This window comes from Arthrobacter sp. NPDC097144 (assembly GCF_044762205.1).
Lineage (GTDB): Bacteria > Actinomycetota > Actinomycetes > Actinomycetales > Micrococcaceae > Arthrobacter_B.
This window is the reverse complement of sequence record NZ_JBIWDW010000009.1, coordinates 74,509-100,603: the sequence shown is the minus strand read 5'-3', so window position 1 is coordinate 100,603 and position 26,095 is coordinate 74,509. Positions and strand designations below refer to the sequence as shown.

23 protein-coding genes, 1 tRNA gene and 2 riboswitches are annotated in these 26,095 nt (G+C 63.4%); of the genes, 19 read left to right on the top strand and 5 right to left on the bottom strand.

Features of this window, described 5'->3' with window-relative positions:
* Positions 1–8 precede the first annotated feature (8 nt).
* Positions 9–1,139, bottom strand: coding sequence for a phosphoserine transaminase (gene serC / locus ACIQXM_RS17485; RefSeq protein ID WP_400933804.1), 1,131 nt, complete (start codon positions 1,137–1,139; stop codon positions 9–11).
* Between the two features lie 228 nt (positions 1,140–1,367).
* Here serC and ACIQXM_RS17480 point away from each other — a divergent pair, with 228 nt between their 5' ends.
* The 9 genes from ACIQXM_RS17480 (at position 1,368) to fdhD (ending at position 9,187) form a co-directional block, all read left to right on the top strand.
* Complete coding sequence (locus ACIQXM_RS17480; protein WP_400933801.1) at positions 1,368–2,066, top strand: metal-dependent transcriptional regulator; 699 nt, start codon at positions 1,368–1,370, stop codon at positions 2,064–2,066.
* A gap of 65 nt (positions 2,067–2,131) precedes the next feature.
* Positions 2,132–2,343, top strand: a riboswitch (cyclic di-AMP (ydaO/yuaA leader).
* A gap of 221 nt (positions 2,344–2,564) precedes the next feature.
* Positions 2,565–3,116: a M23 family metallopeptidase gene (locus ACIQXM_RS17475; RefSeq protein ID WP_400933798.1), complete on the top strand. Its 552-nt coding sequence runs from the start codon at positions 2,565–2,567 to the stop codon at positions 3,114–3,116.
* 94 nt (positions 3,117–3,210) lie between these two features.
* Positions 3,211–3,400, top strand: a riboswitch (cyclic di-AMP (ydaO/yuaA leader).
* A gap of 3 nt (positions 3,401–3,403) precedes the next feature.
* Entirely contained in the window at positions 3,404–4,303 is a 900-nt protein-coding gene (locus ACIQXM_RS17470) for an NlpC/P60 family protein (RefSeq protein ID WP_400933795.1), read from the top strand.
* A gap of 32 nt (positions 4,304–4,335) precedes the next feature.
* The gene (locus ACIQXM_RS17465) at positions 4,336–5,220 is read left to right on the top strand and encodes an NlpC/P60 family protein (protein WP_400933792.1); all 885 of its coding nucleotides are present in this window, start codon (positions 4,336–4,338) and stop codon (positions 5,218–5,220) included.
* A gap of 211 nt (positions 5,221–5,431) precedes the next feature.
* Positions 5,432–5,932 carry an HNH endonuclease gene (locus ACIQXM_RS17460; protein ID WP_400933789.1) on the top strand — a complete coding sequence of 167 codons (501 nt, stop codon included), beginning with the start codon at positions 5,432–5,434 and terminating at the stop codon, positions 5,930–5,932.
* Between the two features lie 8 nt (positions 5,933–5,940).
* The gene (locus ACIQXM_RS17455; RefSeq protein WP_400933786.1) at positions 5,941–6,624 is read left to right on the top strand and encodes a molybdenum cofactor guanylyltransferase; all 684 of its coding nucleotides are present in this window, start codon (positions 5,941–5,943) and stop codon (positions 6,622–6,624) included.
* Between the two features lie 22 nt (positions 6,625–6,646).
* Complete coding sequence (locus tag ACIQXM_RS17450) at positions 6,647–6,937, top strand: DUF6457 domain-containing protein (protein ID WP_400933784.1); 291 nt, start codon at positions 6,647–6,649, stop codon at positions 6,935–6,937.
* A complete protein-coding gene (locus ACIQXM_RS17445) occupies positions 6,927–8,225 on the top strand; it encodes a molybdopterin molybdotransferase MoeA (RefSeq protein ID WP_400933782.1) in 1,299 nt (432 codons plus the stop codon). Before ACIQXM_RS17450 ends, ACIQXM_RS17445 begins: the two co-directional genes overlap by 11 nt.
* Positions 8,226–8,359: 134 nt before the next feature.
* Entirely contained in the window at positions 8,360–9,187 is an 828-nt protein-coding gene (fdhD, locus tag ACIQXM_RS17440; protein WP_400933779.1) for a formate dehydrogenase accessory sulfurtransferase FdhD, read from the top strand.
* Positions 9,188–9,207: 20 nt separating this feature from the next.
* On the opposite strand, the gene ACIQXM_RS17435 is transcribed toward fdhD, so the two are convergent.
* Positions 9,208–10,884: an ATP-binding protein gene (locus ACIQXM_RS17435; RefSeq protein ID WP_400933776.1), complete on the bottom strand. Its 1,677-nt coding sequence runs from the start codon at positions 10,882–10,884 to the stop codon at positions 9,208–9,210.
* Between the two features lie 127 nt (positions 10,885–11,011).
* Between ACIQXM_RS17435 and ACIQXM_RS17430 the strand changes: the two genes are divergently transcribed.
* Positions 11,012–12,910, top strand: a complete 1,899-nt coding sequence (locus ACIQXM_RS17430) for an ABC transporter ATP-binding protein (RefSeq protein WP_400933773.1) — start codon at positions 11,012–11,014, stop codon at positions 12,908–12,910.
* Positions 12,911–12,991: 81 nt separating this feature from the next.
* Here ACIQXM_RS17430 and ACIQXM_RS17425 read toward each other — a convergent pair.
* Together ACIQXM_RS17425 and ACIQXM_RS17420 are read right to left on the bottom strand one after the other, a co-directional pair.
* A tRNA-Arg gene (locus ACIQXM_RS17425) sits at positions 12,992–13,068 on the bottom strand.
* A gap of 67 nt (positions 13,069–13,135) precedes the next feature.
* Entirely contained in the window at positions 13,136–13,645 is a 510-nt protein-coding gene (locus ACIQXM_RS17420) for a MarR family winged helix-turn-helix transcriptional regulator (RefSeq protein WP_400933770.1), read from the bottom strand.
* 86 nt (positions 13,646–13,731) lie between these two features.
* Here ACIQXM_RS17420 and ACIQXM_RS17415 point away from each other — a divergent pair, with 86 nt between their 5' ends.
* The 5 genes from ACIQXM_RS17415 to ACIQXM_RS17395 all read left to right on the top strand — a co-directional run bounded on the left by ACIQXM_RS17415 (position 13,732) and on the right by ACIQXM_RS17395 (position 19,321).
* On the top strand, positions 13,732–15,870 hold the full coding sequence (locus ACIQXM_RS17415) for an MMPL family transporter (RefSeq protein ID WP_400933767.1): 2,139 nt from the start codon (positions 13,732–13,734) through the stop codon (positions 15,868–15,870).
* Positions 15,871–16,400: 530 nt separating this feature from the next.
* Positions 16,401–16,712, top strand: coding sequence for a hypothetical protein (locus ACIQXM_RS17410; protein WP_400933764.1), 312 nt, complete (start codon positions 16,401–16,403; stop codon positions 16,710–16,712).
* Between the two features lie 90 nt (positions 16,713–16,802).
* On the top strand, positions 16,803–17,438 hold the full coding sequence (locus ACIQXM_RS17405) for a DUF5819 family protein (protein WP_400933763.1): 636 nt from the start codon (positions 16,803–16,805) through the stop codon (positions 17,436–17,438).
* Positions 17,428–18,405 (top strand): HTTM domain-containing protein, encoded by a 978-nt coding sequence (locus tag ACIQXM_RS17400; RefSeq protein WP_400933760.1) that lies wholly within the window; start codon positions 17,428–17,430, stop codon positions 18,403–18,405. The genes ACIQXM_RS17405 and ACIQXM_RS17400 overlap by 11 nt, the downstream gene beginning before the upstream one ends.
* Before the next feature lie 52 nt (positions 18,406–18,457).
* Positions 18,458–19,321, top strand: a complete 864-nt coding sequence (locus ACIQXM_RS17395) for a serine hydrolase (RefSeq protein WP_400933758.1) — start codon at positions 18,458–18,460, stop codon at positions 19,319–19,321.
* Positions 19,322–19,598: 277 nt separating this feature from the next.
* Here ACIQXM_RS17395 and ACIQXM_RS17390 read toward each other — a convergent pair whose 3' ends face one another.
* A complete protein-coding gene (locus ACIQXM_RS17390; protein WP_400933755.1) occupies positions 19,599–20,225 on the bottom strand; it encodes a hypothetical protein in 627 nt (208 codons plus the stop codon).
* Positions 20,226–20,350: 125 nt separating this feature from the next.
* Between ACIQXM_RS17390 and ACIQXM_RS17385 the strand changes: the two genes are divergently transcribed.
* From ACIQXM_RS17385 to sucD, 4 genes are all read left to right on the top strand, one after another.
* A complete protein-coding gene (locus ACIQXM_RS17385) occupies positions 20,351–21,157 on the top strand; it encodes an inositol monophosphatase family protein (RefSeq protein ID WP_400933753.1) in 807 nt (268 codons plus the stop codon).
* 87 nt (positions 21,158–21,244) lie between these two features.
* Positions 21,245–23,758 carry a DNA helicase PcrA gene (pcrA, locus tag ACIQXM_RS17380; protein WP_400933750.1) on the top strand — a complete coding sequence of 838 codons (2,514 nt, stop codon included), beginning with the start codon at positions 21,245–21,247 and terminating at the stop codon, positions 23,756–23,758.
* Positions 23,759–23,968: 210 nt separating this feature from the next.
* Entirely contained in the window at positions 23,969–25,138 is a 1,170-nt protein-coding gene (sucC, locus tag ACIQXM_RS17375) for an ADP-forming succinate--CoA ligase subunit beta (RefSeq protein ID WP_400933747.1), read from the top strand.
* Positions 25,139–25,176: 38 nt separating this feature from the next.
* Entirely contained in the window at positions 25,177–26,079 is a 903-nt protein-coding gene (gene sucD, locus ACIQXM_RS17370; RefSeq protein ID WP_400933744.1) for a succinate--CoA ligase subunit alpha, read from the top strand.
* Positions 26,080–26,095 lie beyond the last annotated feature (16 nt).

Genomic DNA, 26,095 nt, shown 5'->3' with positions numbered 1-26,095 from the left:
ACCGCCTGCTACCGGGAGTGCTCAATGACATAGTCGATGCACTGCAGCAAAGCACTGACGTCGTCCGGCTCAATGGCCACGAAGGTTGCGATGCGCAGCTGGTTGCGGCCAAGTTTGCGGTACGGTTCCACGTCCACGACGCCGTTCGCGCGCAGCGTCTTGGCGAGGGCAGCCGCGTCAACGTGATCTGCAAAATCAATGGTGGTGATCACGTTGGAACGGTCCTCGGGCCGGGCAACGAACGGGGCCGCCACGGGGGAATCCTCGGCCCAGGAATAGATTCGGCCGGCCGAGTCCGCGGTGCGGGCCGCAGCGAAATCCAGGCCTCCGTTCGCGTTGAGCCATTCAATCTGGGCGTTGAGGGTCACCAGCGTGGACAGCGAGGGCGTGTTGTAGGTCTGGTTCAGCCGAGAGTTGTCGATAGCCGTCTGCAGGTTGAGGAAGTCCGGAATCCAGCGGTCCGAGGCATTGATCCGCGCGGCGCGCTCCAGCGCCGCCGGGGAGAACATGCCCAGCCAGAGGCCCCCGTCGGACGCGAAATTCTTCTGGGGAGCAAAGTAATAGACATCGGACTCGGCGAGGTCGACATCCAGGCCGCCCGCCGCCGACGTGGCATCGATCAGGATCAGGGAGCCGGGATCCGCGCCGGCAACGCGTGCCACCGGGGCGGCAACACCGGTGGACGTTTCATTCTGGGGCCAGGCGTAGACATCCACCCCGGATTCGGCTGCCGCAACGGAACGGGTGCCCGGTTCAGCTTTGATGATGGAGGACGGCGCAAGGAAGGGCGCCTTGTTCGTGGCAGCGGCGAACTTGGAACCGAACTCGCCGAAGGACAGATGCTGGGCCTTGTCCTGGACCAGCCCAAAGGACGCCACATCCCAAAACGCGGTGGAGCCGCCAACACCAAGCACCACCTCATAACCGTCAGGGGCGCGGAACAGGCTCGACAGTCCCTCGCGGATGCTTCCCACCAGGTTCCGGACGGGAGCCTGGCGGTGGGAGGTGCCCAGCAGACGGGTTCCGGCGCGGGACAATGCTTCCAGCTGCTCCGGACGAACCTTTGACGGACCGGCCCCGAACCGCCCGTCCCTGGGAAGGAGTTCGGCGGGGATCTTTACTGCGGCTGTTTCGCCCATGGGGTATCGCTCCAAGCGGTAGGCAGGGTGCTCTGATGTGCTTTTTATTCTGCCCCACAGCCCTGTCCGCTTGCGATTTGTGAACCCGCCCGCCGGGACGCACGGCGCCGACGAAATTATCTGCCCTTTGTCCGGATGAGCTAACGTATTGGCAGAACTGACCTGTGGGGGCGGCGTCCGCCGTTGTTCTCCTGATCTTCCCAATTGAGTACCTAGGAGCGGCCTGCCATGACGGACCTCATTGACACCACCGAAATGTATCTGCGGACCATCCTGGAACTCGAAGAAGAGAACATCGTGGCTCTCCGGGCACGCATCGCCGAGCGGCTGCGCCACTCCGGGCCAACCGTGTCCCAGACAATCGGGCGGATGGAGCGGGACGGCCTGGTGGTGGTCTCGGGCAACCGGCACCTGGAGCTGACAGAGCAGGGACGCCGCCGTGCCACCGAAGTGATGCGCAAGCACCGGCTTGCCGAACGCCTGCTCTCCGACGTGATCGGCCTGGACTGGGCCTACGTCCATGACGAAGCCTGCCGCTGGGAACACGTCATGAGTGAGCGCGTGGAGCGCCGGTTGTATGACCTGCTGGGGCACCCCACGGAGTCGCCCTACGGCAACCCCATTCCGGGCCTCGCCGAGATTGGCGGCGTGGCCGCTGAACCGTTCCACGACGGCGTAACCAACCTCGTTTCCGCTGTGGCGCAGGCAGAGCCGGGAACCAAGATGAAGCTGGTCCGGCTGGCCGAGCCGGTGCAGGTGGAACCGGAGCTGCTCTGCCAGTTCGATGAGGCCGGTTTGCGGCCGGGAGCGGAGATCAGTGCCGAAGTGGTGGGGGGCTACGTTTCCGTGCGTGTTCCCGGAATCGAAGGCGCCCTGGAGCTTCCTCCAGAGGTCGCTGCCCACGTGTTTGTCTCCACACTCGGATAACGAAATGGTCTCTTTTGGGCGTTTTCGCCTATAGTGACTTATTGACGTTGAAATAACACCGTTATCCGGGCCTCACGCCGAACCCTGCCACTGGCCCGGATTTACATAGTTCAGGCAGGGGCGGAGGACCCATCACCGGCAGCTTTGACTGCCTTGGGGTGAAGCCTCCAGCATCAGCACGGCCCCGTATCGACGGAGCGGCCGGGCGCTGAATGCGGGGCCGAGTTTCTCCACTCGAATCCGACAGCTAACTTCGCAGGCATATGAGAGAGGTATACCTTGTCGAAGCATGCTGCCCCGGGCAGGCGCCGCGCGTCTGCCCCGGCCCCCGCTCCCTGCCCATATAACGGCCCCAGATCCGGCCGTCGGCGAGCAGAACCACATCATCGTTCCATTGGCGGTGCCGCGCAAAAAGTCGCCATCACCGCCGCAGCATCGGGCCTGATCCTCACGGCTGCGGTCCCCACCACCGCAGCGGTCAGTGAACCAGCCCAGGAAATGCAGCCTGTCGCCGTGGAAGCACCGGTAGTTTCAGCCGATCCCGGAGTGGCCGTTAACTTTGACCGGCCCGCCATGAGCAGCCGGTTTGATCCGGAAGCAAAGCTGCATCACGTGGCTGTGGCGTCCGGCGGGGAGATTTCCGCCGGTGCATCCGCGGGCGCTCTTGCTCGGCCGCTGGCCTCGGAACTCGTTCAGACCTCCGGCTTTGGCTACCGCGTCAGCCCCATCACCGGTGCCGCAGACGAGCTGCACCGCGGCCAGGACTTTGCCGCTGCCTGCGGCACGGATGTCACGGCTGCCGCAGCCGGCACCGTGACCTTCTCGGGTTGGCACGACTTCGGCGGCGGAAACCGCGTGGTGGTTGATCACGGCAACGGCGTGGAAACCACTTACAACCACATGTCCAGCCTGGGTGTGGCGGTGGGGGACAAGGTGGAGCGCGGAGCCCTGGTGGGTGCCAGCGGCACCACAGGTGCCTCCACAGGCTGCCATCTCCACTTTGAAGTGATGGTCAATGGCGAGGTCGTTGACCCGCTTGGTTGGCTGTGACCTCAGGATAACCATTTCGTGACCTGAACGTGACATTCGACAAATGTTGTTGTAGGGTCGTCCTCGTGCTTGATCGGCCAAAGGTCGGGCACTCTCGAACAGATCGCCGAGCTCTGCCACTGTTTGAGGTCCGTTCGCAACATCGCATGGCAGAGGCGGGGGAACCACATTCGGGTTTCGAAAGAAGCCCTAGGGGTTAAGTTGCACGGGCCTTACCTCCCACGCAACCGGGTGACTCCCATCCGAATCCGACAGCTCACCTCGTAGGCATTGGGAGAGGCAAACTTGTGTCATCAGTAGCTCACGGCCGCCGTCGCGCGTCCGCAGTCCAGTCGAGCCCCATTTCAGCACTGTCCCGGGCCGTAACCTCCAATGTTGGAACCTTCGGCCGCCAGGCCGCCGTCGTCGTCGCCGCTTCAGGCCTCGTTCTCGCGGCAGGCCTTCCCGCCCAGGCAGCCCCCAGCGCCGACCGCCAGGTTCTCGAAGCCACCCCGCTTAGTGTCGTCACTCCAACCGGCGCTGTTTCTGTCTCCGCACAGGCACCGTTTGAGCTGGCCACCATGCAGCCCGTCTCCTCCGTTTCCGGAGCGGATTACCGTGCCCGCATCGCAGCAGAAGAAGCGGCTGCCGCCGCTGAAGCCGCTGCTCAGGAGCAGGCAGCTGTCCAGGCTGAGCAGGCCGCTGCAGTCCAGGCCGAGCAGGCTGAGCAGGCCGCTGCCGCTCAGGTGCAGCAGGCTTCCGCACCGCTGGCAGCCACCACTGCCAACTGGGCACCCGCAGCTCCCGCACCGGTCCAGGCCCAGGCTGCTGCCCCGGCACCCGCCGCTGCAGCTCCCGCACCGGTTCAGGCTCCGGCCCCCGCTCCGGCTCCGGTAACCAGCGGCGTCGGCGCAGCACTCGTTGCTTCGGCCTACGCACAGCTCGGTGTTGCACAGGACTGCACCGCCATGGTGGAGAATGCACTGCGCTCCGTCGGCAAGTCGGTGGGCGACCTCGCCCCCGCACAGTTCTACGCTTTCGGCTCGGTTGTTGGCTCGCCTGAGCCCGGCGACCTCGTCATCACCTCCGGCCACGTAGCCATCTACGTGGGGAACGGCCAGGTCATCAGCGGCGGCTTCGACGGTATGAACACCGTGCTGCACCCGCTGTCCTACCTCGGCGGCGCAAGCTTCGTCCGCGTCAGCTAAGTCCTGCCGCAGATAACGGAGATTGCACCCGCATGACATCTACACCTGAGCGCGCCCGTCACCGGGCGCCCGCAGCACGCACCGCTGCGCTGAGCACGCTTGCGCGGGCAGTATCTGCCAACGCCGGAACGTTTGGGCGTCAGGCTGCTGTGGCAGTTGCCGCATCAGGCCTGGTGCTGGGCACCGGCGTCGCGGCTAATGCAACAGGTTCAGACGTGGTCCGCAGTGCGGAAACCAGCACGTTGGATCTGGCAGCGTCTACGCAGCTGATGGTTCCCGCAACTGCCGTGGTGAGCTTTGACCGTCCGGCCGTGGCAGGCGTCATTCTGGCTCCGGAAGTGCAGCCCGAGGAAGCTCCCTCTGAGGATGTGCAGGCTGATGCTGCGCAGCTCCAGGCAACCGAGCTCCCGGCAGCGCAGCCCGAACCGGCAGCGCAGCCGCTGCCGGCTGAGGCTCCGGCGCAGGCACCTGCCCAGGCGGCGTGGACGGAAGAAGCTGCTCCGGCCATGGAACCGGCAGGTTTTGTTTCCGCTCCGGCGTCCGCTCCGGCGTCCGCTCCGGTGCGGGAAGCGGCTCCGGCTGCCTCCTCCGGCACTGCTGCGACCATCGCTGCCGCTGCCTATGCGCAGCTGGGCGTGTCACAGGACTGCACCATGCTGGTGACCAACTCATTGGCTGCCGCTGGCATCAGCTTCCATGACTGGCCTGCCGGTTACCTGTCCCTGGGAACCATGGTCAGCGCCTCGCAGGCCGTTCCCGGCGACCTGATCTACTACGCCGACGGCGGCATGGGCATGGCTCACATTGCTGTTTACGTTGGAAACGGCCAAGCCATCCACGGTGGTTTCAACGGTAATTCCACTGTTGTGGCTCCGGCAGAGCTGGGCTCGGGCGGCGTGTACATCCACGTCCGCTAGAAAACGGTACACATGGTTTGCCTGCCGGTTCGCCGGCAGCGGTCAAGGGTTTCTCCTCCGGGAGGAACCCTTGATCCGTTTAAACCGCCGGGCGGCGCCGAAAATGGCGAAGAGCAGGATCCGGGCATACTCTTTCCATAGATCATGTGAAGTACCGTCAACCGCGGCGGGCAACCTCCCGCCGATGGACCGCAGGCGGAGAGGAATGTGCATGCGCACTCTCGTTCTGAATGCAGGCTATGAGCCGCTGGCCGTTGTGAGCTTCCGCCGGGCGCTGGTGCTGGTGCTGTCAGGGAAGGCCAGCGTTATTGCCGAGAGCGGGGAACCGGTGGTGGGACCCACGGAAATTCTTCCGCGCCCCTCGGTGATCCTGCTGCACAGGTACGTAAAAATTCCTTACCGCGAAGGCACCCCTGTTACCCGGCGGGGGGTTCTGCGCCGGGACCTGCACCAGTGCGCGTACTGCGGCAAGGCCGCCTCCACGGTGGACCACGTCCTGCCTCGATCCAGGGGCGGAGAAGACAGCTGGGAAAACATGGTTGCCTGCTGCCTGCGCTGTAATAATGCCAAGGGTGACAGGACCCTGAATCAGCTCGGATGGCAGCTGCGCATCCACCCCCAGCCGCCTCACGGAGCTCGTTGGCAAATCCGCGAACTGGAGCGTCCGGCCCCGCAGTGGAGCCAGTTCCTCGATGCCGGCACGGCTGCCTGATGCCGGTGATGGATTCAGGAACGCCCTCGTTCAATGCAATCGTGCTGGCCGGCGGACGGTCTTCGCGCTTGGGCGGAACCCCCAAAGCGCTGCTTCAGTCGTCCGGGCGCACGCTGTTGGCTGTCGCCCTGGAAGCAGCATCCGGTGCTGCCGGGCGTGCCGTCGCCGGACCGCCCCAACTGCAGGAGGTGCTGGAGGCAGGCGGAATACCCGCCCTGCTGATCCGTGAAGATCCTCCATTTTCCGGGCCCGCGGCCGCGGTGGCGGCGGCCTGGACGGCGCTGGCCGAACAGGATGAACAGGCTGGCCGGAGGCCACCCGAGTGGACTCTGGTCCTGGCCTGTGACATGCCGTTCATCTCCCGGGCAGTAAACGCGCTCTTGTCCGAAGCTTCCGGCGGTACACGCGGCCCGGTGCCTCTCTCGCTCCTGGCCGTTGACGAATCCGGACGCGAGCAGCCGCTGGCCGGGCTGTACCGGACGGCCCATCTGGGGGCTGCCATCGGCTTTTTCGACAGGCCTGCAGGACTGGAAAACCTTTCGATGAAGCGGCTCCTTGCTAGGGTGCAATACAGGAGCGTTGCGGTTCCGCCCCACAGCACAACGGACATTGACACGTGGGAGGATGCCACGCGCTGGTCGGTGGATACCGGCAGCGCCGGGGATGCTGAGCATCCCGCAACGCGCAATTGAAAGCCCGTTAAGGAGCAGGAACATGGCAAGCCAAGAAGAACAACTCGAGGAGTGGTGCCGGAAACTGCTCACCGCCTTCGGGCTTGAAGGAACCGGGGTTGATGTCAGCGCAGTGCTGCAGCTGGCTTCCGACGCGGCACACTCCGTGGTTCGCCCCGCTGCTCCGCTGACCACTTTCGTGGCCGGATTCGCTGCAGGCCTCGCGGCAGGCAGCGGCCAGGCCGGCGACACTGCCGCCATGAACGCGGCCATGGGCGTGGCAGCCCGGGAGTGCAAAACCTATGCTGAAACCGGAGACGTTAATGACCACTGACAATTCCACCCCCGTGATACTTCCGCTCCAGCCCAATGCCCCCTGGGCGAATGCGCGCAGCTTGGCGTTCTCCGCAGGCCGGGCGCTGCCCTATGAAACCGTGCAGCTGGCCGACGCGCTGGGCCAGGTCCTCGCCCAGGATGTGCCGGCTCTGCAGCCCGTGCCGCATTACGCCTCGTCCGCCATGGACGGCTGGGCAGTGGCGGGACCGCCGCCGTGGCACCTGGTGACCCAGGAGGAACCGCACGTCGAGCGGTGGCAGATCCACAGGGAATCCGGGCGCCGTCCGCTTCAGCCCGGCCAGGCAGTCGCCATTCTCACGGGCGGCATGATTCCTGCCGGCGCCTTCAGCGTGCTGCGGTCCGAAAGCGGCATTGTCTCCGGAACCGACCATCCGGTCCTGAGCCTCAGCTCCGCGGCCCGGCCGGACGAGCCCGCGGCCGGCGAGCATATCCGCCCGGCCGGAGAGGAAGCAGCAGCCGGAGAAGTCACCATCAAGCAGGGGACCCTCCTCAACCCGGCGCATATAGCCCTGGCGGCGGTGTGCGGGCATGACACCCTGCCGGTGCTCCGCGCACCGCGGGTGTCCCTGCTGCTGACCGGGGATGAGGTCATCGAGTACGGACTGCCAGAATCCGGGCAGGTCAGGGACACCTTTGGGCCCCAGCTGCCCCAGCTCATCACGATGATGGGCGGCCGCATGGATGTGGTCAGGCGCGTCTCGGACCGCTATGAAGACGTAGTGGCTGCCCTGAGCAGTGATGCCACCGATGAAACCTCCATCGCCATGTCTTCCGGTGACGTCCTGGTCACCACCGGCGGCACGGGCCGTTCGGAAGCGGACCACCTGCGGCAGGCCCTGGAGGACATGCAGGCGGAATTGCTGATTGACGGCATCGCCATGCGCCCGGGACACCCCACCATGCTGGCGCGGCTTCCGGACGGACGGCTGCTCGTCGCGCTCCCCGGCAACCCGCTGGCAGCGATGATGGCAGTGTTCTCCGTCCTTCAGCCGCTTTTGGACGGACTCCGCGGAGCATCGCTCTCGCCGGAGCGCCATGTCCTGGTGGGTGTGGACATGGAGCCCCTGCCCGGACGCACACGGCTGGTCCCGTGCCGGATCGAGAACGGACGGGCCGTCCCGTCACCGTATTTCCGCTCCGGCATGCTCCGCGGAATAGCAGATGCGGACGCAGTCATGGTGGTGCCCGAGGCAGGGTGCACCATGGACGAGGCCGTCACCGCACTGCCGCTGCCCTGGTCGGTGCAGGAGCCGCCGGCACGGTAAATGCCCTGCGGGTGCCGGGCAGGCACCGCGTGGGCTAATCTCAAAAAGGGAAACCGGCCGGGGAATCCGGCCTGGCATCCCGGAATCAGCGGATCCGTCACAGGGCGGGTGCAGCACGCGTCTAAGGAGACGGAATGGGACGGGTTACCCGCCGCGGACAGGTTACTAAGTTCCGGATTGACGGAACCACCACCAAGCGCGAGGATGTGCTGGCCGGTGAGGAGCCCCTGGAAATCAGGGTAGAGGGACGCTCCTTCACCGTCACCATGCGCACCCCCGGCGACGACTTTGATCTGGTGGCGGGTTTCCTGGTGTCTGAGGGCATTATCTGGGATCCGGGACAGCTGATCAGCCTGCGCTACTGTGCCGGCGTCGACGATTCCGGACAGCAGACGTTCAACGTAGTGGACGTGCAGCTTCGCCCCGGGACTGCGCTTCCGGACACAGCCATGGAACGGCACGTGTACACCTCAAGTTCATGCGGGATCTGCGGCACTGCTTCAATTGAAGCGGTGCGGAAGTCCTCGCACTTCTCCCTGGGGGCCGACGACGTACGTGTGCCGCTGCCGACACTGGCGGGGTTGCCGGAAAAGTTGAGGCAGCATCAGAAAGTCTTTGACCGTACCGGGGGAGTCCACGCGGCAGGACTGTTCAGTGTTGACGGAGAGCTGCTCTGCCTGCGCGAGGACGTGGGACGCCACAATGCAGTGGACAAAGTAGTGGGGTGGGCCCTGCGGGCGGGAATGCTGCCGCTGCGCGGGACAGTACTGCAGGTTTCCGGACGGGCGTCCTTTGAACTGGTTCAGAAGGCCCAGCTTGCCGGGATTCCCGTGCTGGCCGCGGTGAGTGCGCCGTCGTCCCTTTCGGTGGAACTGGCCCAGGACGCCGGAATGACCCTGGTGGGCTTCAGCCGCGGCACTTCGCTGAACTGCTACGCGTTCCCGGAGCGTATTCTGGCCTGACGCCGGGAATACCCCGCCGGTCAGCGGGCGGGAAGGGAAACGGTGACCGTGGTTCCCCGCCCGGCAGCGGAGTCAATGCCCAGTTCCCCGCCGTGCCGGTGGACGATGTCCTGCACGATGGCCAAACCGAGCCCTGTTCCAGGGATGGCCGCGGCTGCTGCATTGGATGCCCGGAAGAAACGCTGGAAGAGCTTCGGGATATCGGCTGCCGGGATTCCAATGCCGTTGTCCGCCACTTCCACCCGCACCCGGGTTCCGGCCTCGCCGCGGATAACGACGCCGCGCACCTCCACATACCCGTCCGGAAGCGTAAATTTCACTGCATTGGACAGCAGGTTCGTGAACACCTGTTCCAGCTGGGCTTTGTCTCCATCCACCAGGAGCGGGGCAGCCGCAGGGGCCAGCCGCACGGTAATCGCGTTGGCGGCGGCGGCGGGAGCCAGCGCAGCAGCCACTGAGGACAGCAGCTCCCCGAGGTCGATCTCCTCCACGGAGGGCAGATTCGTCTGAGCCTCTGCGCGCGAGATAGTCAGGAGATCGGAAATGAGCTGGTTGAGGCGGACCGCATTGCGCCCTACTATGTCCAGCATTTGTGCCACGTGCGGCGGGACCTCCCCTCCTGAGCCGTCCAGGATGAGTTCGAGGTAACCGGTGATGGAAGTCAGGGGTGTACGCAGTTCGTGGTTTACTGTCGCCACGAAATCTGTCTTCGCCTGATCAAGTTCCCTTAGCCGGGTCACCACTTCACGCTGGCCCGTAATGAGGTGGCCCTGCAGCAGTCCGTGCGCCAGGTTTCCGCACACATGCTGGATCAGGGAAAGCTCGGTTCGGCTCCACCTCCGGGCTCCCGCGGTTCCCGCGATCCAGACATAACCGAACACCTGGTCCCCGTGGGCCAGCGGCGCCAGAACCGAGGTGCGCGGATGGGGCGGCGTACCGGTGGGCAGGATGGTGTCTTCCACAGTGCCGGGGCAAAGATGGTCCTCCACCCGCAGGACCGTCTCCCGGTCCCACAGGGAGGAACACAGCAGAACCGCGTCCGGGAGCGGGACCTGCGGCAGATCGGCAGCTTCCGGAACACGGTTCCACGATGCAGTCAGCTTGGGAACGCGTTCATCCGGGAAGGTGTCCATCCGGACAGAACACGCACCGAATGCCTCGCCGAGTCCCTGCACCACCAGTGCTGCCATCTGCCCGGGATCATTGGTTGCTCGCAGGGCCGCGGATACCGCGCGGGTTTTCTCCCGGAGGCGGGCTGCTGCGATGCGGCGGCGGCGGGTTGCGCGGCTGCCTGCCAGAAGCAGGGCAACCCGGTTGGTGAGATCCTCATCCACCATCCGTCCGCTCGCAAAGTGGGTGATGCCTGCCCGGACCATTGCCTCTATGTCCAGTTGCCCGTTCCCCGACAACAGGAGGATCGGCACGCCGGCGATTAAGGGTTCCTGCCTCAACCGGCGCAGCTGTTCGGGCCGGACACTTGCGAGCATTTCGGCATCGACAATACCCAGGACGACGTCGTGTTCCTGGACCGCCCGGATGCTCTGATGTTCATCGGCTGCCTGCAGCGGTACCACCCCTGCCGCCCGCAGGACCGTTTCCGCCGTGGCCCGGAGATCCGGATTCCGAACGGCCACCACCGCATACTGCACGTCTGCAGCGTCGGACGTTTCCTCCTGCGGTAGAAGCGCCGTGGGCATGGAAGCCTTTCGTCAGTTGCCGGGTTCCTGATGACAGGCGGCGAATGGAAGTGTACCAGCGCACATTCGGAATGCCGTGTCAGTGCCGAGGCTTAAGCTGGACAGTGACGACAACGGAGGACTCATCATGAGCATGGAAGGCGCGGCGTGGAGTTCCCTTCATAAGATCTCCAGCGCCAAGGGCGGCACCAACAAGATTTCCCGGGAGACTCTCAGGCGGATAGTCGCGTTCGCAGCTCCCTATAAGAAGCAGCTGATCGGCTTCATCCTGCTGTCCACATTGGGAGCATTCCTTGCCGTGGCCACTCCGGTGCTGGCCGGTGAAGTGGTCAACGCCATCGTGGACCGCTCCGCCACCGGAACAGTGATCCGCCTGGCCCTGCTCATTGCCGCAGTGGCCGTAGCGGACGCGGGAGTGTCGCTGGCTACCCGCTGGTTCTCCTCTCGCATCGGCGAACAGGTCATCCTGGACCTGCGGACAGCAGTGTTTGACCATGTCCAGAAAATGCCGATCGCCTTTTTTACCCGCACGCGAACGGGGGCACTGGTCAGCCGGCTCAATAATGACGTCATCGGCGCCCAGCAGGCCTTCAGCGGCACCCTCTCCGGGGTGGTGAGCAACGTTGTTGCCCTGGCACTGACGCTCATCGTCATGCTCAACACCTCGTGGCAGGTGACTGTTCTGGCGATGCTGCTGCTGCCGGTGTTCCTGATTCCGGCCCGCCGCATGGGCGGGAAGCTGGCGGCGCTGCGCCGCGAAGCTGCCAACCACAACGCTTCCATGGGCACCCAAATGACCGAACGGTTCTCCGCACCCGGAGCCACCCTGGTGAAGCTCTTTGGCCGGCCGGAGCAGGAGTCCACTGAATTTGCCGTCCGTGCCGCCCGCGTGCGGGACATCGGCGTAAAGATGGCCATGATGCAGGCCGTCTTTGTCACCGCGCTGACGCTGGTGTCAGCGCTCGCGCTGGCACTTGTCTACGGCCTGGGCGGTTACTTTGCGCTGACCGGCAATCTGGACACCGGCGACGTCGTGACCCTGGCGCTGCTGTTGACGCGCCTCTACGCACCGCTGACTTCGCTGGCAAACGCCCGCGTGGAAATCATGAGCGCGGTGGTCAGCTTCGAGCGGGTGTTCGAGATCCTGGACCTCAAGCCGCTCATTCAGGAGAAGGAAAACCCGGTTCCGGTTCCGGACGGTCCGCTGGGCGTCGAATTCGACGACGTCCGGTTCGCCTATCCCACTGCTGACAAAGTGTCGCTGGCCTCCCTGGAGGATGTTGCGGTGCTGGATTCGCGCGGCGGGGAGGAAGTACTGCACGGAATTTCGTTCCGGGTGGAGCCCGGCCAAACGGTTGCCCTGGTGGGCACTTCGGGCGCCGGCAAATCCACCATCGCGCAGCTGCTTTCCCGCCTGTACGACGTCGATTCCGGTGCGGTGCGTTTTTCCGGCACCGATGTGCGCGATGTCAGTTTTGCCTCCATCCGCCAGGCTTTGGGCATGGTGACGCAGGACGGTCACCTGTTCCATGAGAGCATCCGGTCCAACCTGTTGCTGGCCAATCCCGATGCCACCGAGGACCAGGTGTGGGATGCCCTTCGGCGTGCACGCCTTGAAGACCTCATCCGGTCCCTTCCGGACGGCCTCGATACCATGGTGGGGGAGCGCGGCTACCGGCTTTCAGGCGGAGAGCGCCAGCGCATGACGATTGCGCGGCTGCTGCTGGCGCAGCCGCGGATCGTCATTCTTGACGAGGCAACTGCGGCACTGGACTCCACCTCTGAAGCCGCGGTGCAGGCCGCTTTGGGTGAGGCTCTGGAAGGTCGGACCGCCGTCGTCATTGCCCACCGGCTGTCCACGATCCGCAACGCGGATAAGATCCTGGTCATCGAAGGAGGGCGCATCGCTGAGCAGGGAACGCATGCCGAACTCTTGGAGCTGGGTGGACGTTACGCGGAGTTGCACGGGACGCAGTTCGCCGTGGAAACCACGGTGGATGCCGCCGCGGATGAGGTCCGCAGCTAGGGGCCTGTGTACAAGGGTGGCCCGTGTAAAAGGGCTTCCTTGTACACAGGGCTTCCCGGGCGGAAGCGCCCTTTAAAGAGGTGGTGCCCCCGGCCGGAATCGAACCGACGACCTGCCCTTTAGGAGAGGGCCGCTCTATCCTACTGAGCTACGAGGGCGGACTGCCGGGCTGGCCGGCAGGCGGTTATCAGCTTACCTGTTTCTGTGGCCGGGTTGGCGCAGGCGCTAGGGCGTGTGTTGTTCGGGTGACGTGTCCGGTGCCTGCGGTTCGGCCTGCTCGAGTGCGGCTTGATGGGCGGCGTAGGCCGAGCGCATGTCTTCCATGAACCGGTGGATGGTTGTCAGTTCCTCGGTGGTGTAACGGTCCATCACCTCAGCGGTGAGGGCCCCGAGCGGTCCGAAGTAGGCGCCTGCCATCTGCATGGCCAGGGGCTCGAAGTGAAGTGTCACTTTTCGGCGGTCCGCATGGGTCCGGTTTCGGTGGATATGTCCGATCCGCTCCAACCGGTCGATGACTGCTGTGGTGGCGCCGGAGGAGGTGCCGAGCTTCGCGCTGAGCTGTCCTGCCGTCAGTGCCTCATGCCGGACCTCGGCTTCCATGATGAGGGTCAGCGCACGCATGTCCGTGTTGTTGAGCCCCTGCTGGTGCGCAAAGGTGTCAGCAACCCGCTGTCCGTCCAGTCCCATGCCGCGGATGGCATTAATAATGTTTCGCCGCAGATCATCGTTTTCCACGATCCTATGGTAACTCGAGATTGAAGTATCTCTATAAGTGAGATACTTTTTGCAGGAGATACTTTATTACGCAACCAGGAGCGAGCATGTACGCAGGGATAGTGAAGTCGGCCAAAGCGGCCTGGATCACGCTGCTGCTGAGCCTTGCGGTCGTCATTGGCCTCTTTGCTTTGCCGGCGCAGGAAAACGAAGCAAGCACGGTTGGCGGGCTGAGTGACAAATACCAGACCACTCAGGTCAACGAACTCCTCGAAGAGTTCCCTGATGCCCAGGAATCCACCGCGCTGATCGTGGTGTCCCGTGAAGACGGCGCCGCATTGACGGACGCTGACCAGGCGGCGATTGCAGACATCAATGCTGCGGCCGCGGAACTTGGGGCCGTGGGTCCGCCTCCCCAGGTTCCGCCGATCGTGTCGGAGAACAAGCTCGTAGGCCTGGTACCGGTGACGCTGCAGGCCGCGGCCGACGACGGCGACGCGGTGGCAGCTGAAGTGGAAAGCCTCCGCGGGAGCATCTCGGATGCCGCACCGGAAGGCATCAAGGCCGAGCTCACCGGCGGAGCGGCATTTACCGCAGACCTCGCCGGCGTGTTTTCCGGCGCAAACTTCATCCTGCTGACGGTCACCGCCGGCGTGGTGGCGCTGCTGCTGCTCATCACGTACCGGTCCCCGTGGCTCTGGCTGGTTCCCCTGGCCGTAGTGGCAACCATCGAACAGGCTGCCCTGAAGGTTGTGGACCTGCTGGCGCCGGTGGTGGGCATCGACGTTGACCCCTCAGCTGTGGGCATCACCAGTGTGCTGGTCTTCGGTGCCGCCACCAACTACGCGCTGCTGCTCATTGCCCGCTACCGCGAAGAGCTGCGCATTCACGAATCCAAGTACGCCGCCATGGGCAAGGCGCTGACCCGCACCCGGGAAGCGATCATCGCCTCGGGCGGCACTGTGATCCTGGCCCTGCTGGTCCTGCTCTTCACCGACACCATGAGCTACCGCGGCCTGGGCTTCTCCGCGGCTACCGGCATTGTCCTGGCCATCCTCAGCGCGCTGTTCATCCTGCCCTCGGCACTGGTGCTGCTGGGACGGAAGCTGTTTTGGCCGTTCGTGCCCAAGGTGGGGGACGCTGCCCGCGAAGGAAAGTTCTGGGGCAAGCTGGGTGAAATGACGGCACGGGCGCCCAAGCGCATTGCCGCAGTCGCCGTCGTCGTCCTGCTCGCTGCCGGCGGTCTCCTGTTCAATGTCCAAATCGGGCTGAGCGAAAACGAGCAGTTCACTGAAAAGCCGCAGGCGGTCACGGCCGCCGAAACCCTCGCCGAGGGCTTCCCCGCCGGCTCCACCTCGCCGGTGACCGTCCTGGTCGCCTCCGACACGGCGGACGCAGCGGCGGAGGAACTCGCGGCTGTGGAGGGCGTTTCCAGCGCTGAGGCAGCCGGGGAAAACAACGGCATCACCCGCATCGATGTGGTGGACAGCTACGAACCGGGGACGGCGGACGCCAATGCCTTCATCGTTGACCTGCGCGATCAGCTGGCCGAAACCCCTGAATACGAAGCCCTGGTGGGCGGGGAAGCGGCCGAACGCGTGGACCAGCTCGCCGCCAACCAGCATGACCTGACGCTGGTGGTCACCTCCGTCATCATCTTGGTATTCCTGGTCCTGGTGGTCCTGCTGCGCAGCCTCGTAGCGCCGGTCCTGCTGGTTGCATCCGTGCTGCTCACATATGTTGCGAGCACGGGCATCAGCTGGTTCCTGTTCGTGAACGTGCTGGGCTTCCCTGCGCTGGACACACTGACCCTGCTGTACTCCTTCATCTTCCTGGTGGCCCTGGGTGTGGACTACAACATCTTCCTGACCACCCGGGCACGTGAGAACGCCATGACCATGGGCACCAAGCCGGGCATGCTCAGTGCCCTGCGCTCCACCGGCGGCGTGATCACCAGCGCCGGCATCCTGCTGGCGGCCGTGTTTGCCGTCCTGGGTGTCCTGCCGCTGGTCACACTGACCCAGGTGGGCATTACCGTGGCCATCGGTGTCCTGCTGGACACCCTGGTGGTGCGGACCGTGATTGTTCCGGCGCTGGTCTTCATCCTCGGGGAGAAGTTCTGGTGGCCGTCGAAGCCGGAGTCCAGCGACACAACGGGCGGCCGGCACGAGGGCGCGGCCGTGGATGATTCGGACGCAGTGTCCATGCCGGCACCCTCCGGTGCGCACCGGGCCGATGTCCGGTAATGCAGCAGCCACTGGCACGGCAATAGAAACGTAAGGCAAGCGACGCAGCTTTTGTGAGAGGGCCCGTCCGGACGATACCGGGCGGGCCCTCTCCCGTTCCGTGTCCGGCGCATAACTCCCGTCGGGAATGCATCTCACCGACCCGGGTTTTCGCTGTCTTGAGGCACTGCCAAATGGTTGCATTCCCCCTCTGGAGCTCACCCTGCGGGCAAATGACACCCGGGCTAGGCAATTTCTCACGCGGTATTTCCGTGAGGAGGCAACGACGGTAGCGTCGCCCGTAACTCAGTCATTCAAAAGCCGGTAATCCCTCAATTGCCGTGGTTAGCGGAATCATAGTAGAACCGACTGCGTTCCGAAACCCCCACACCTCAAAGTTCATGCTTCCGAATAGTGCAAGCAAGTACTTAACTCCGAATCCTTGACACTTTGCAAGAGGCCTGTAAATATCTCTTGGTCAGGGTCCGGGGATGCTGTATGACCGGGCTAAACATATAAATGATGGGAGAAAGTATATGCGGAAGATTCGTATGGTTGCTATTACTGCTGTAGCTATTGGTGCATTGGCTGCAGGGCCGGCCGCTGCCAATGCCGTAACGCACTCCAGTCCTGATTCCCAGATTTATGCCACAGCCGCCCCGGCCACAGCAGCTGCGCCGGATGCCGCGCAGCCGCATATCTTCGGTGCGGCAGTTAACGTTGGCCGGGCCATGTACTCGGGTTTTAAGGCAGGCACAGCACCGCGTGAGGTGGGCAGGGTGCTTGGCTGGGGTTCCTTCCTCGCCAGCTCACCGGTTGAAGACACCAAGTCGTTCAACCAGGACCAAGCCTTCGACCGCTAGTCGGGGATTTCTCAATATCCTCCGAGCTGAAAGGTCCCCGCGCATGCGGCGCGAGGGCCTTTCAGCGTTCATAAGGAAAGACAGCCTCCCATGAAATTTCGTCCCCGCTATCTGCTTGCTGCCGCCGCTTTGACGGGAGTTGCGGCTTACACAGGCATGACTCTGGTTGTCACCGGGCCGTCGAATCCCATCAAAGTGGCCCTGGCTCCGCGCATAACTTCGCTCTACAGCCCATATTTTTCGCAGAACTGGCAGTTGTTCGCACCCGATCCACTGGCTCAGGAGCGCGGACTTTTGGCTCAAATGAGATGCGGGAACGGCACGGAAACCGCCTACGAGGACATAACTTCCAACTTGGTTGCCGAGCTGCAAGGAACACGTTTGTTCCCGAGCCGTGAACACAGAATTATCAGCAACGGCATTTCCCGTCGATTCGAAACCGACGAGGTCGTGCAAAAAATCATTGACAAAGATGTGACCAGCGACCAAGCAGAGGAAGTGAATGAATACGCCCGTGAGTTGAGTGACCGTAACGTGGCTGCCTCGGAGGCCTTACTCGCCGAGTATGCCGCTAGGAGGCTGGATGTGAATAAGTGCCCGGGGGACGTTGACTCCGTTCGCGTCCGTTACGTATTTCATGATTATCCTGGCTGGTCACAACGCCGGGACTGGGATGCAGAAGGGGTTGTCACAACAATCGATTCGGAGTGGATCAATGCCAAATGATGTTGTCGCTTCATGGGCCGGGTCAGTGCGCGGGCGACTGGACTGGATGCTGGAAGCACGGCACGCGACGGCGGCAGTCGGCTTTATTCGTTGCGTCTACGGACTTACAACCTTCGCCCTGCTGGTCTCAAGTTGGACTGACCGGCACCTTTTCTTCGGACCGACAGGTCTGTTTTCGTCACCCGAGCTCAACGCACAGTGGCGAGGTGAGGACTCTTGGAGTGTCTTTGACCTAGCCCAATCCGTGGCTGCCTTCGAGGTCCTCTATGGTGCGGCCATGCTCGTGGCAGGGCTCACCATGCTTGGCATCGGCGGCAAGCCCATGCTGGTGCTGCAGTATGTGGTGACGTGGAGCGTGTTTTCGCAAAATCCGCTTTTGGGTGACGGCGGTGACAACATTATGTATATTTGTGGCCTGTTTCTGATTTTGACGCAGTGCTTCGAGCGGTTCAGGGTCCTTCCTAGGCGGAAAGCACTTTTCCGGCGGCACAGCCTGCCGTGGCTGTTGAATCTCAGTCATAACACTGGAATCATTCTTATTGCCGTACAAATTTGTATCGTCTACTTTATTGCCGGAACTTTTAAGATGCAGGGCGAGATGTGGACAAGCGGTACTGCACTGTATTACGTATTGCGAAATCCTGAGTATCACCTGCCCGGTTTGGAACTGCTGTTCCACTTTGCGTTTCCCAGTATCATTGGGTCTTACGTCACAGTGCTCTCCCAGGTGCTATTTCCCTTCCTGATGCTCTTCCGGCAAGCCAGATTGCCTGCAGTGATTCTGATGATGACTTTTCACATCAGCATAATGGTGGTAATGGGGCTGACGTCATTCGGATTGATTATGTTCGCATGTGATACAGTTTTCGTCAATCGTCATCTAACCAATCTGATCGACAAATTCAAAGGCTCGGATTCCCGCGTGACGACCAAGGAAATGGGTGCCACGGAGCCCATGGCGAATTGAGGTTGGTGAGGGTTGGTTTCCATTATTAGGACTAATACAGAGCGGAGCGTCAATGGCTGAACTGCGAGCTGTCCCATCCCTCAAGCAATGTTTGCTCATCGGCGAGGATCAGGATGAGATCCGCTGGGTCAAACCTGAAAGTTGCGCCGACTCACCCTTTGAATGGGCGTCCATCACCAAGACTCTTACCGCAAGTATTGCCCGGAGGCTGGCGTTGGAGGACGCGATTGACCTAGTTCTCCCGGTGGCCGCCCAATCGAGCCGCCTGGCGGAGGCTCCGGCCTGGGTCACGCCGATGTCTCTCTTGTGCCACACCTCGGGTCTCCCCCGGATGCCTGAGGGTATGAACGACAGGAAAGATCCGTACAAGGGAATGACGAGGGAGCGGCTAGCGGATCAATTGCCATCTGTTTGGGCTGCGGTTGATGGTCCCGGGGATCCGGCCTCCGTATCCTATTCAAATCTTGGATATGCACTTCTGACGCTGCTACTGGAGGAGGCATCGGGGTCGGACTGGAGTGACCTCGCGGCCACCCAATTGAAATCCATGGGAATTTCTGAAGGGGTCTACGTCAGCCCTCCGGAGGGAGGGCTGGTGCTTAAAAGTGTACTGGGACGAAAGAGATTGCCCTGGTCGCTCGGCGACGGTGCTTTTATCGGTGCCGGAGGCCTTTGGGGCACGCTGGACGCGTTGGCGGCATATGGGCAAGCATCCCGTACCTGGTGGAAATCGAATTCAGTGGAAGGTTTGCCACTGGGATGGTTGTCCAGTGACGGTTATTGGTCTCATACGGGCGGTTCAAGGGATACTTCAGCTATTCTCGTTTTCAATGACAACTTGGTTCTGGCGGCGAGTACCATAGGTTTCGGCCCGTTCGAATCTGAAAAAATTGCCCGGAAGGCCTTGGGCCGCTAAATCCTTCAAACGCAGGGAGTATCCAGTGAAAGACAGCGACGTGTCGAAACGCAGAGTATTTTGGTTCGCCTTGGCTGCACTTTGTCTCGGCGCTTCGGGGTTCATCTTCGCTGGACGAACGATGCTTGGCGATTCGCTCGGCGACGGAGCCTACAGGGTGCTGATAATGACGGCATACGTTCTTCTGGCCGGAGTCGCCGGGAGCCTCACCAAGGGGTTTGCGGCGGCGAAAAGCCCGGCCGAGTAGCTCCGCCGGGCTGGACTCCGTCCGCCTTGCCTATTGCGGGAGCCGCTGGGAAGACTTCGGAACGCGTCGGCCGAACACGGCAACAACAGCAGCCAGCAGGCTCAGCGCAAAGAGTACCCACCGGGCGATGGTCAGGGCGCTGGCCAGCGTGGCGTCGGCACTGGTCAGAGTTCCGGTGCCCAAGGCTGCATCAATGGCGACGTTCTCCCACAGGTCGACAATGACAAAGAGGATCGGGGCCGCCCACAGGACCCAGCGCCTGATCCGGCCGCGGGCGTTCAGCCCGATGATCAGCAGCCAGGTAAACCCGAACATCAGGGGGAAGATGGTGCCCGCTGTTTTGTGGACGTAGCTGAGCTGGCCCAGGGCATCCACGTCCATGACCGAGCGCAGGTCAGCCAGGTACTCCATGCTGTAACCGCCCACCAGCGAATCCGGCATGGCCATGCCGTTGGAGAGCTGCGTCATCTGCTCCAGCACCATGAGGTGCAGGTAGAAGAACATAAACAAGGTGGTGGCAACAGCTGCCGCCAGGAGCAGATTCGCGTTGGACTTGGTCTGCTGCGGAGAGCGGGGAGCTGTGGTCTGTGCAAGATGCGGAGGCATTGCCGCTTCGGAGCCGTGCTTCGCTGCCCGCTGTGCCGGAGTTTTTCCCATGCCTATAAGGGTATCGCCGCTTGTCTTCATCAGCTTTGCGGCGCGGAGGCAGCCCGGCCCGACGCCGGTGCGCCGCTCCGGCCCGTTTCCTTTGGTTCGCAGGGGGCTGCAGATAGGCTGTCGGCATGAACGTTACCGCCACGAAGGATGACTTTTCCCTGGCCGCTGATCTGGTGCGTGAAGCCGGTGCCCTGGCACTGCGCATGCGTTCGGCGGGACTGACAGCCACCGCCAAGACCAGCGTGTCCGACGTCGTGACAGCGGCGGATCACGCCGCGGAAAAACTTGTTGTGGAGCAGCTGCGCAGGCTTCGGCCGCACGACGGGATCGTGGGGGAGGAGGGTGCAAGCGTGCAGGGCACTTCGGGCCGGTCCTGGGTCATTGACCCGGTGGACGGCACCTACAACTTTTTTGCCGGATCCACCTACTGGTGCTCCGCGATTGCCCTGAAAGCAGACCAGCCGGAATCTCTCGACGGAGACCCGGACGTCCTGCTTGGAGCCATCTACCAGCCGCAGGAAGATCAGCTGTGGGTTGGGGGACAGGGGCGTCCCGCCACGCTGAACGGGGCCCCGATGCCGCCGCTTCACGATGCCTCCCTGGACCGGCTCAGCGCCGGAACGTATCTGCATCCCACCTGGCTCCGCCGCCCCGAGGTGGCCGGCCCCTGGACGGCTGCGGCCTCGGGGACTGCCACCATCCGCATGCTGGGATCGGGTTCCTGCGATCTTGGCGGGGTAGCTTCCGGGCGCCTGGGCGCCTGGTTCCAGCACAGCTGCCCGGAATGGGACTGGCTGCCGGGCAAGGCCATTGTGCGCGCTGCCGGCGGAAGCACCGCTGTGGAGGAAGTGAACGGATTCCGCTGGCACATCGCCGGAACGGCTTCAGCGGTCAGAGAAATCCGCGACGCGCTCGCGTCCGCTTCTGCCTGACGCCGCAGCCGGGTCCGGACGGCCGGCTGCAGCGCAGGCCGGGGCCGCCGGAAATGGTCGGTGCCAGCGCCTAGACTTAAGAACACCATGGACTATCTTTTTGATCCGTACTTTTCAGCCGCCAAAACCGACTCTCCCAAGACCGGCCCTGCCAAAACCGACGCTGCCAAAACCGACTCCGTGAAGACGGATGCGGCACCGGCCGGTTCCTTCGGTGCGGAGCACCACAGGGCTGCCTCCCGCGTGGACGAGAAGCGGGCGGCGGAACTGCTGCACGGCCTGAATCCGCAGCAGGAGGAAGCCGTGAAGCATGCCGGCTCGCCGCTGCTGATCGTTGCCGGCGCCGGGTCGGGAAAAACGCGGGTGCTCAGCCATCGGATTGCCTATCTGTTGGCCACCGGCCGGTCCAACCCCGGCCAGATCCTGGCCATTACGTTCACCAACAAGGCCGCGGCGGAAATGCGTGAGCGCATCGAAGCACTCGTGGGCGGGGTGGCCAAGACCATGTGGATTTCCACGTTCCACTCCTCCTGCGTGCGCATCCTGCGCCGCGAGGCGAAGACCGTGGGCATGAATTCCAACTTCTCGATCTACGACTCCGCCGATTCCCTGCGGCTGATCACCCTGGTAGCCAAGGGCCTGGACCTGGATCCCAAGCGCTTCACTCCCAAGATGATCATGCATAAGATCTCCGCGCTGAAGAATGAGCTGGTTGATGAGGAGTCCTTTGCCGCCTCCGCCAACTACGCCGATCCGTTCGAGCAGGCCGTGGCGGACGTCTACAAGGGCTACGCCGAGCGCATGCGCTCAGCCAATGCCATGGACTTTGACGACCTGATTGCGCAGACGGTGTACATGTTCCGCGCTTTCCCCGGAGTGGCCGAGTATTACCGCCGCCGGTTCCGCCACATCCTCGTGGACGAGTACCAGGACACCAACCACGCCCAGTACGCCTTGGTCCGGGAACTGGTGGGTGTGCCCGGGGAAGGCAACACGCTGGACATTCCGCCTGCCGAGCTGACCGTCGTTGGCGACTCGGACCAGTCCATCTATGCCTTCCGCGGTGCCGATGTCCGCAACATCAACGACTTCGAGAAGGATTACCCGAGGGCCCGCACCATCCTGCTGGAGCAGAACTACCGCTCCACCCAGACCATCCTCAACGCGGCCAACGCCGTCATTTCCCGCAACCCCAACCGGCCGGAAAAGCGGTTGTGGACGGCCGAAGGCAACGGCGAAAAGATCGTTGGGTACGTTGGCGAAAACGAGCACGAAGAAGCCCGTTTTATTGCCGAGGAAATCGACCGGCTGCAGGACGAAGAGAACCTGCGCCCGGGCGACGTGGCGGTCTTCTACCGCACCAACGCACAGTCACGGTCCCTGGAAGACGTCCTGGTGCGCGTGGGCTTGCCCTACAAAGTGGTGGGCGGCACCCGGTTCTACGAGCGCAAGGAAATCAAGGACGCGCTGGCCTACCTGCGCGTGCTCGTGAACTCCGACGACGTCGTGAACCTGCGCCGGATCCTCAACGAGCCCAAACGCGGGATCGGCGACCGTGCCGAATACTCCGTGGCGGCCCTGGCCGAGCGGGAACGCATTTCCTTCATGGCAGCCCTGCGGCGGGCCGGCGAGGCACCCGGGCTGGCCACCCGGTCACTGAACGCGGTCAACGGGTTCGTCAAGCTCATCGATGATCTGGCCGAAGTGGCCAACGGCTCCGGCGCCTCTGCCGCCCTGGAAGCCGTGCTGGAACAGACCGGTTACCTGGCCCAGCTGCGTTCTTCAGCAGATCCCCAGGACGAATCCAGGGTGGAAAACCTTGCCGAGCTGGTGGCCGTGGTCCGCGAATACGAAAAGGACAATCCCGAGGGGTCGCTGGGCGAATTCCTGGAACAGGTTTCCCTGGTTGCCGACGCCGACTCCATTCCCGACGCCCCGGAGGGATCAGCCGAGGAAGTTGCTGCTGCGGTGGAGGAATCCCGGCGGCAGGGCGTGGTCACCCTAATGACGCTGCACACCGCCAAGGGCCTGGAATTCCCCGTGGTCTTCCTGACCGGCATGGAGCAGGGACTGTTCCCGCACCAGCGCTCCGCCACCGACCCGGCGGAACTGGCCGAGGAGCGGCGGCTGGCCTATGTGGGCCTGACCCGCGCCCGGAAACGCCTGTACATCACGCGTTCGGAAGTGCGCAGCATGTGGGGGCAGAGCCAGTACAACCCGGCCAGCCAGTTTGTCGGCGAAATTCCGGGGGAGCTCATTGACTGGAAGCGCGAAGGGATGGACCGCCCCGCCTGGGGCGGAAGCACCGGTTCCGGCTCCAGCCGCTACGGCGGCTCGCACTGGGGCGCCGGGTCGGCGTCGGGCTCCGGGACCGGCGGCAACATCTCCGCCGCGCCCGTTGCCAAGGCCATCGGCCGGGTCCAGCCGCAAAAGGAAGTCATTGCCGTGTCCGCGGGGGACAAGGTCAACCACACGTCCTTTGGGCATGGGACCGTGCTCGCGGTGGAAGGAAGCGGAGACAAGACCGTAGCGAAGGTCAAGTTCGACGTCGGTGAGAAGCGCCTCCTGCTGCGGTACGCGCCGCTGACCAAAGAGTCCTGACGCTTGCGGTATGCTCCGTCCTCATAGCTCACGGTGCCTAATTTCTACAAACCATAGAACTGTGCGCTTAATCACTAAAGGGGTACTCTGGGGACGGCGTCGGACAGCAAGCGACTAAAGTTCCCAGAGAGGCAGACCGGCGTGACGCATCTGCTTCTGCGATCATTTGATCGAATGTAAACCTACTTCGACGTAGAAGGACACTAGCCCGTGGACCTGTTTGAATATCAGGCGCGCGATCTGTTTGAGGCGCACGGAGTACCCGTGCTTGCCGGAATCGTGGCGCACACTCCTGAAGAAGCAAAAGCTGCAGCCGAGAAGATTGGCGGCGTAGTTGTCGTCAAAGCGCAGGTCAAGGTCGGTGGCCGAGGCAAGGCCGGCGGCGTCAAGGTCGCCAAGACCGCTGACGAGGCGTTCCAGTACGCCTCCGACATCCTCGGAATGGACATCAAGGGCCATACCGTCAACACCGTGATGATCGCACAGGGTGCGGACATTGCCGAGGAGTTCTACTTCTCCGTTCTTCTGGACCGCGCCAACCGCAACTACCTGGCCATGTGCTCGGTTGAAGGCGGCATGGAAATCGAGGTCCTCGCCGTGGAGCGCCCCGACGCCCTGGCCCGCGTTGCCGTTGACCCCGCCGTGGGCATCGACCAGGCAAAGGCAGAAGAGATTGTCGACGCCGCCGGTTTCGCGCCTGAGCTGCGCGAAGGCGTCGTCAACGCCATCCTGAAGCTGTGGGACGTCTTCGTCAAGGAAGACGCCACGCTCGTGGAGGTCAACCCGCTGGTCCGCACCGGAGCCGGTGACATCGTTGCCCTCGACGGCAAGGTATCCCTGGACGAAAACGCAGACTTCCGCCAGCCCGGCCACGCCGCGCTGGAAGACAAGGATGCAGCGGACCCGCTCGAGGCCAAGGCCAAGGCCAATGACCTGAACTACGTCAAGCTCGACGGCCAGGTAGGCATCATCGGCAACGGCGCCGGTCTGGTCATGTCCACGCTGGACGTCGTCGCCTACGCCGGTGAGAAGCACGGCAACGTGAAGCCCGCCAACTTCCTGGACATCGGCGGCGGAGCCTCGGCATCCGTCATGGCCGCCGGTCTGGACGTCATCCTGAACGACGAGCAGGTTAAGTCTGTGTTCGTCAACGTCTTCGGTGGCATCACCGCCTGTGACGCCGTCGCCAACGGCATCGTCAAGGCCCTGGAAATCCTGGGCGACGACGCCAACAAGCCGCTGGTCGTCCGTCTGGACGGCAACAACGTCGAAGAAGGCCGCCGCATCCTCGCCGAGGCCAACCACCCGCTGGTCACGCTGGCAACCACCATGGACGAAGGCGCCGACAAGGCTGCCGAGCTCGCTCACGCCGCTCGCTGATCCAGAGCCTGTCGAACCTTTAGAAAGAGAATCCCCTTATGTCTATCTTCTTGAACAAGGACTCCAAGGTCATCGTTCAGGGCATCACCGGCGGCGAAGGAACCAAGCACACCGCCCTGATGCTCAAGGCCGGAACCCAGGTTGTCGGCGGCGTTAACGCCCGCAAGGCCGGTACCTCCGTTACCCACGGCGACGTGGAACTGCCCGTCTTCGGCACCGTCACCGAGGCCATGGACAAGACCGACGCCGATGTCTCCATCGTCTTTGTGCCGCCGGCCTTCACCAAGGACGCCGTCATGGAAGCGATCGACGCCGGCATCGGCCTCGTCGTCGTCATCACCGAAGGTGTTCCCGTGCAGGATTCCGCCGAGTTCTGGGCCCACGCCCAGTCCAAGGTGGACGAGAACGGCAACCAGATCACGCGCATCATCGGCCCGAACTGCCCCGGCATCATCACGCCGGGCGAAGCCCTGGTTGGCATCACCCCCAACAACATCACCTCCAAGGGCCCGATCGGCTTGGTCTCCAAGTCCGGCACCCTGACCTACCAGATGATGTACGAACTGCGGGACCTGGGCTTCTCCACCGCAATCGGCATCGGCGGCGACCCCGTCATCGGCACCACGCACATCGACGCCCTGGCTGCGTTCGAAGCTGACCCCGAGACCAAGGCAATCGTCATGATCGGCGAAATCGGCGGCGACGCCGAAGAGCGCGCTGCCGAGTACATCAAGGCCAACGTCACCAAGCCGGTTGTAGGCTACGTGGCTGGCTTCACCGCTCCCGAAGGCAAGACCATGGGCCACGCAGGCGCCATCGTCTCCGGTTCCGCAGGAACCGCACAGGCCAAGAAGGAAGCTCTTGAAGCTGCAGGCGTCAAGGTCGGCAAGACGCCGTCCGAAACCGCCACCCTGCTGCGCGAAGTTTTCGCAGCGCTCTAATACGCACGCATCTGCC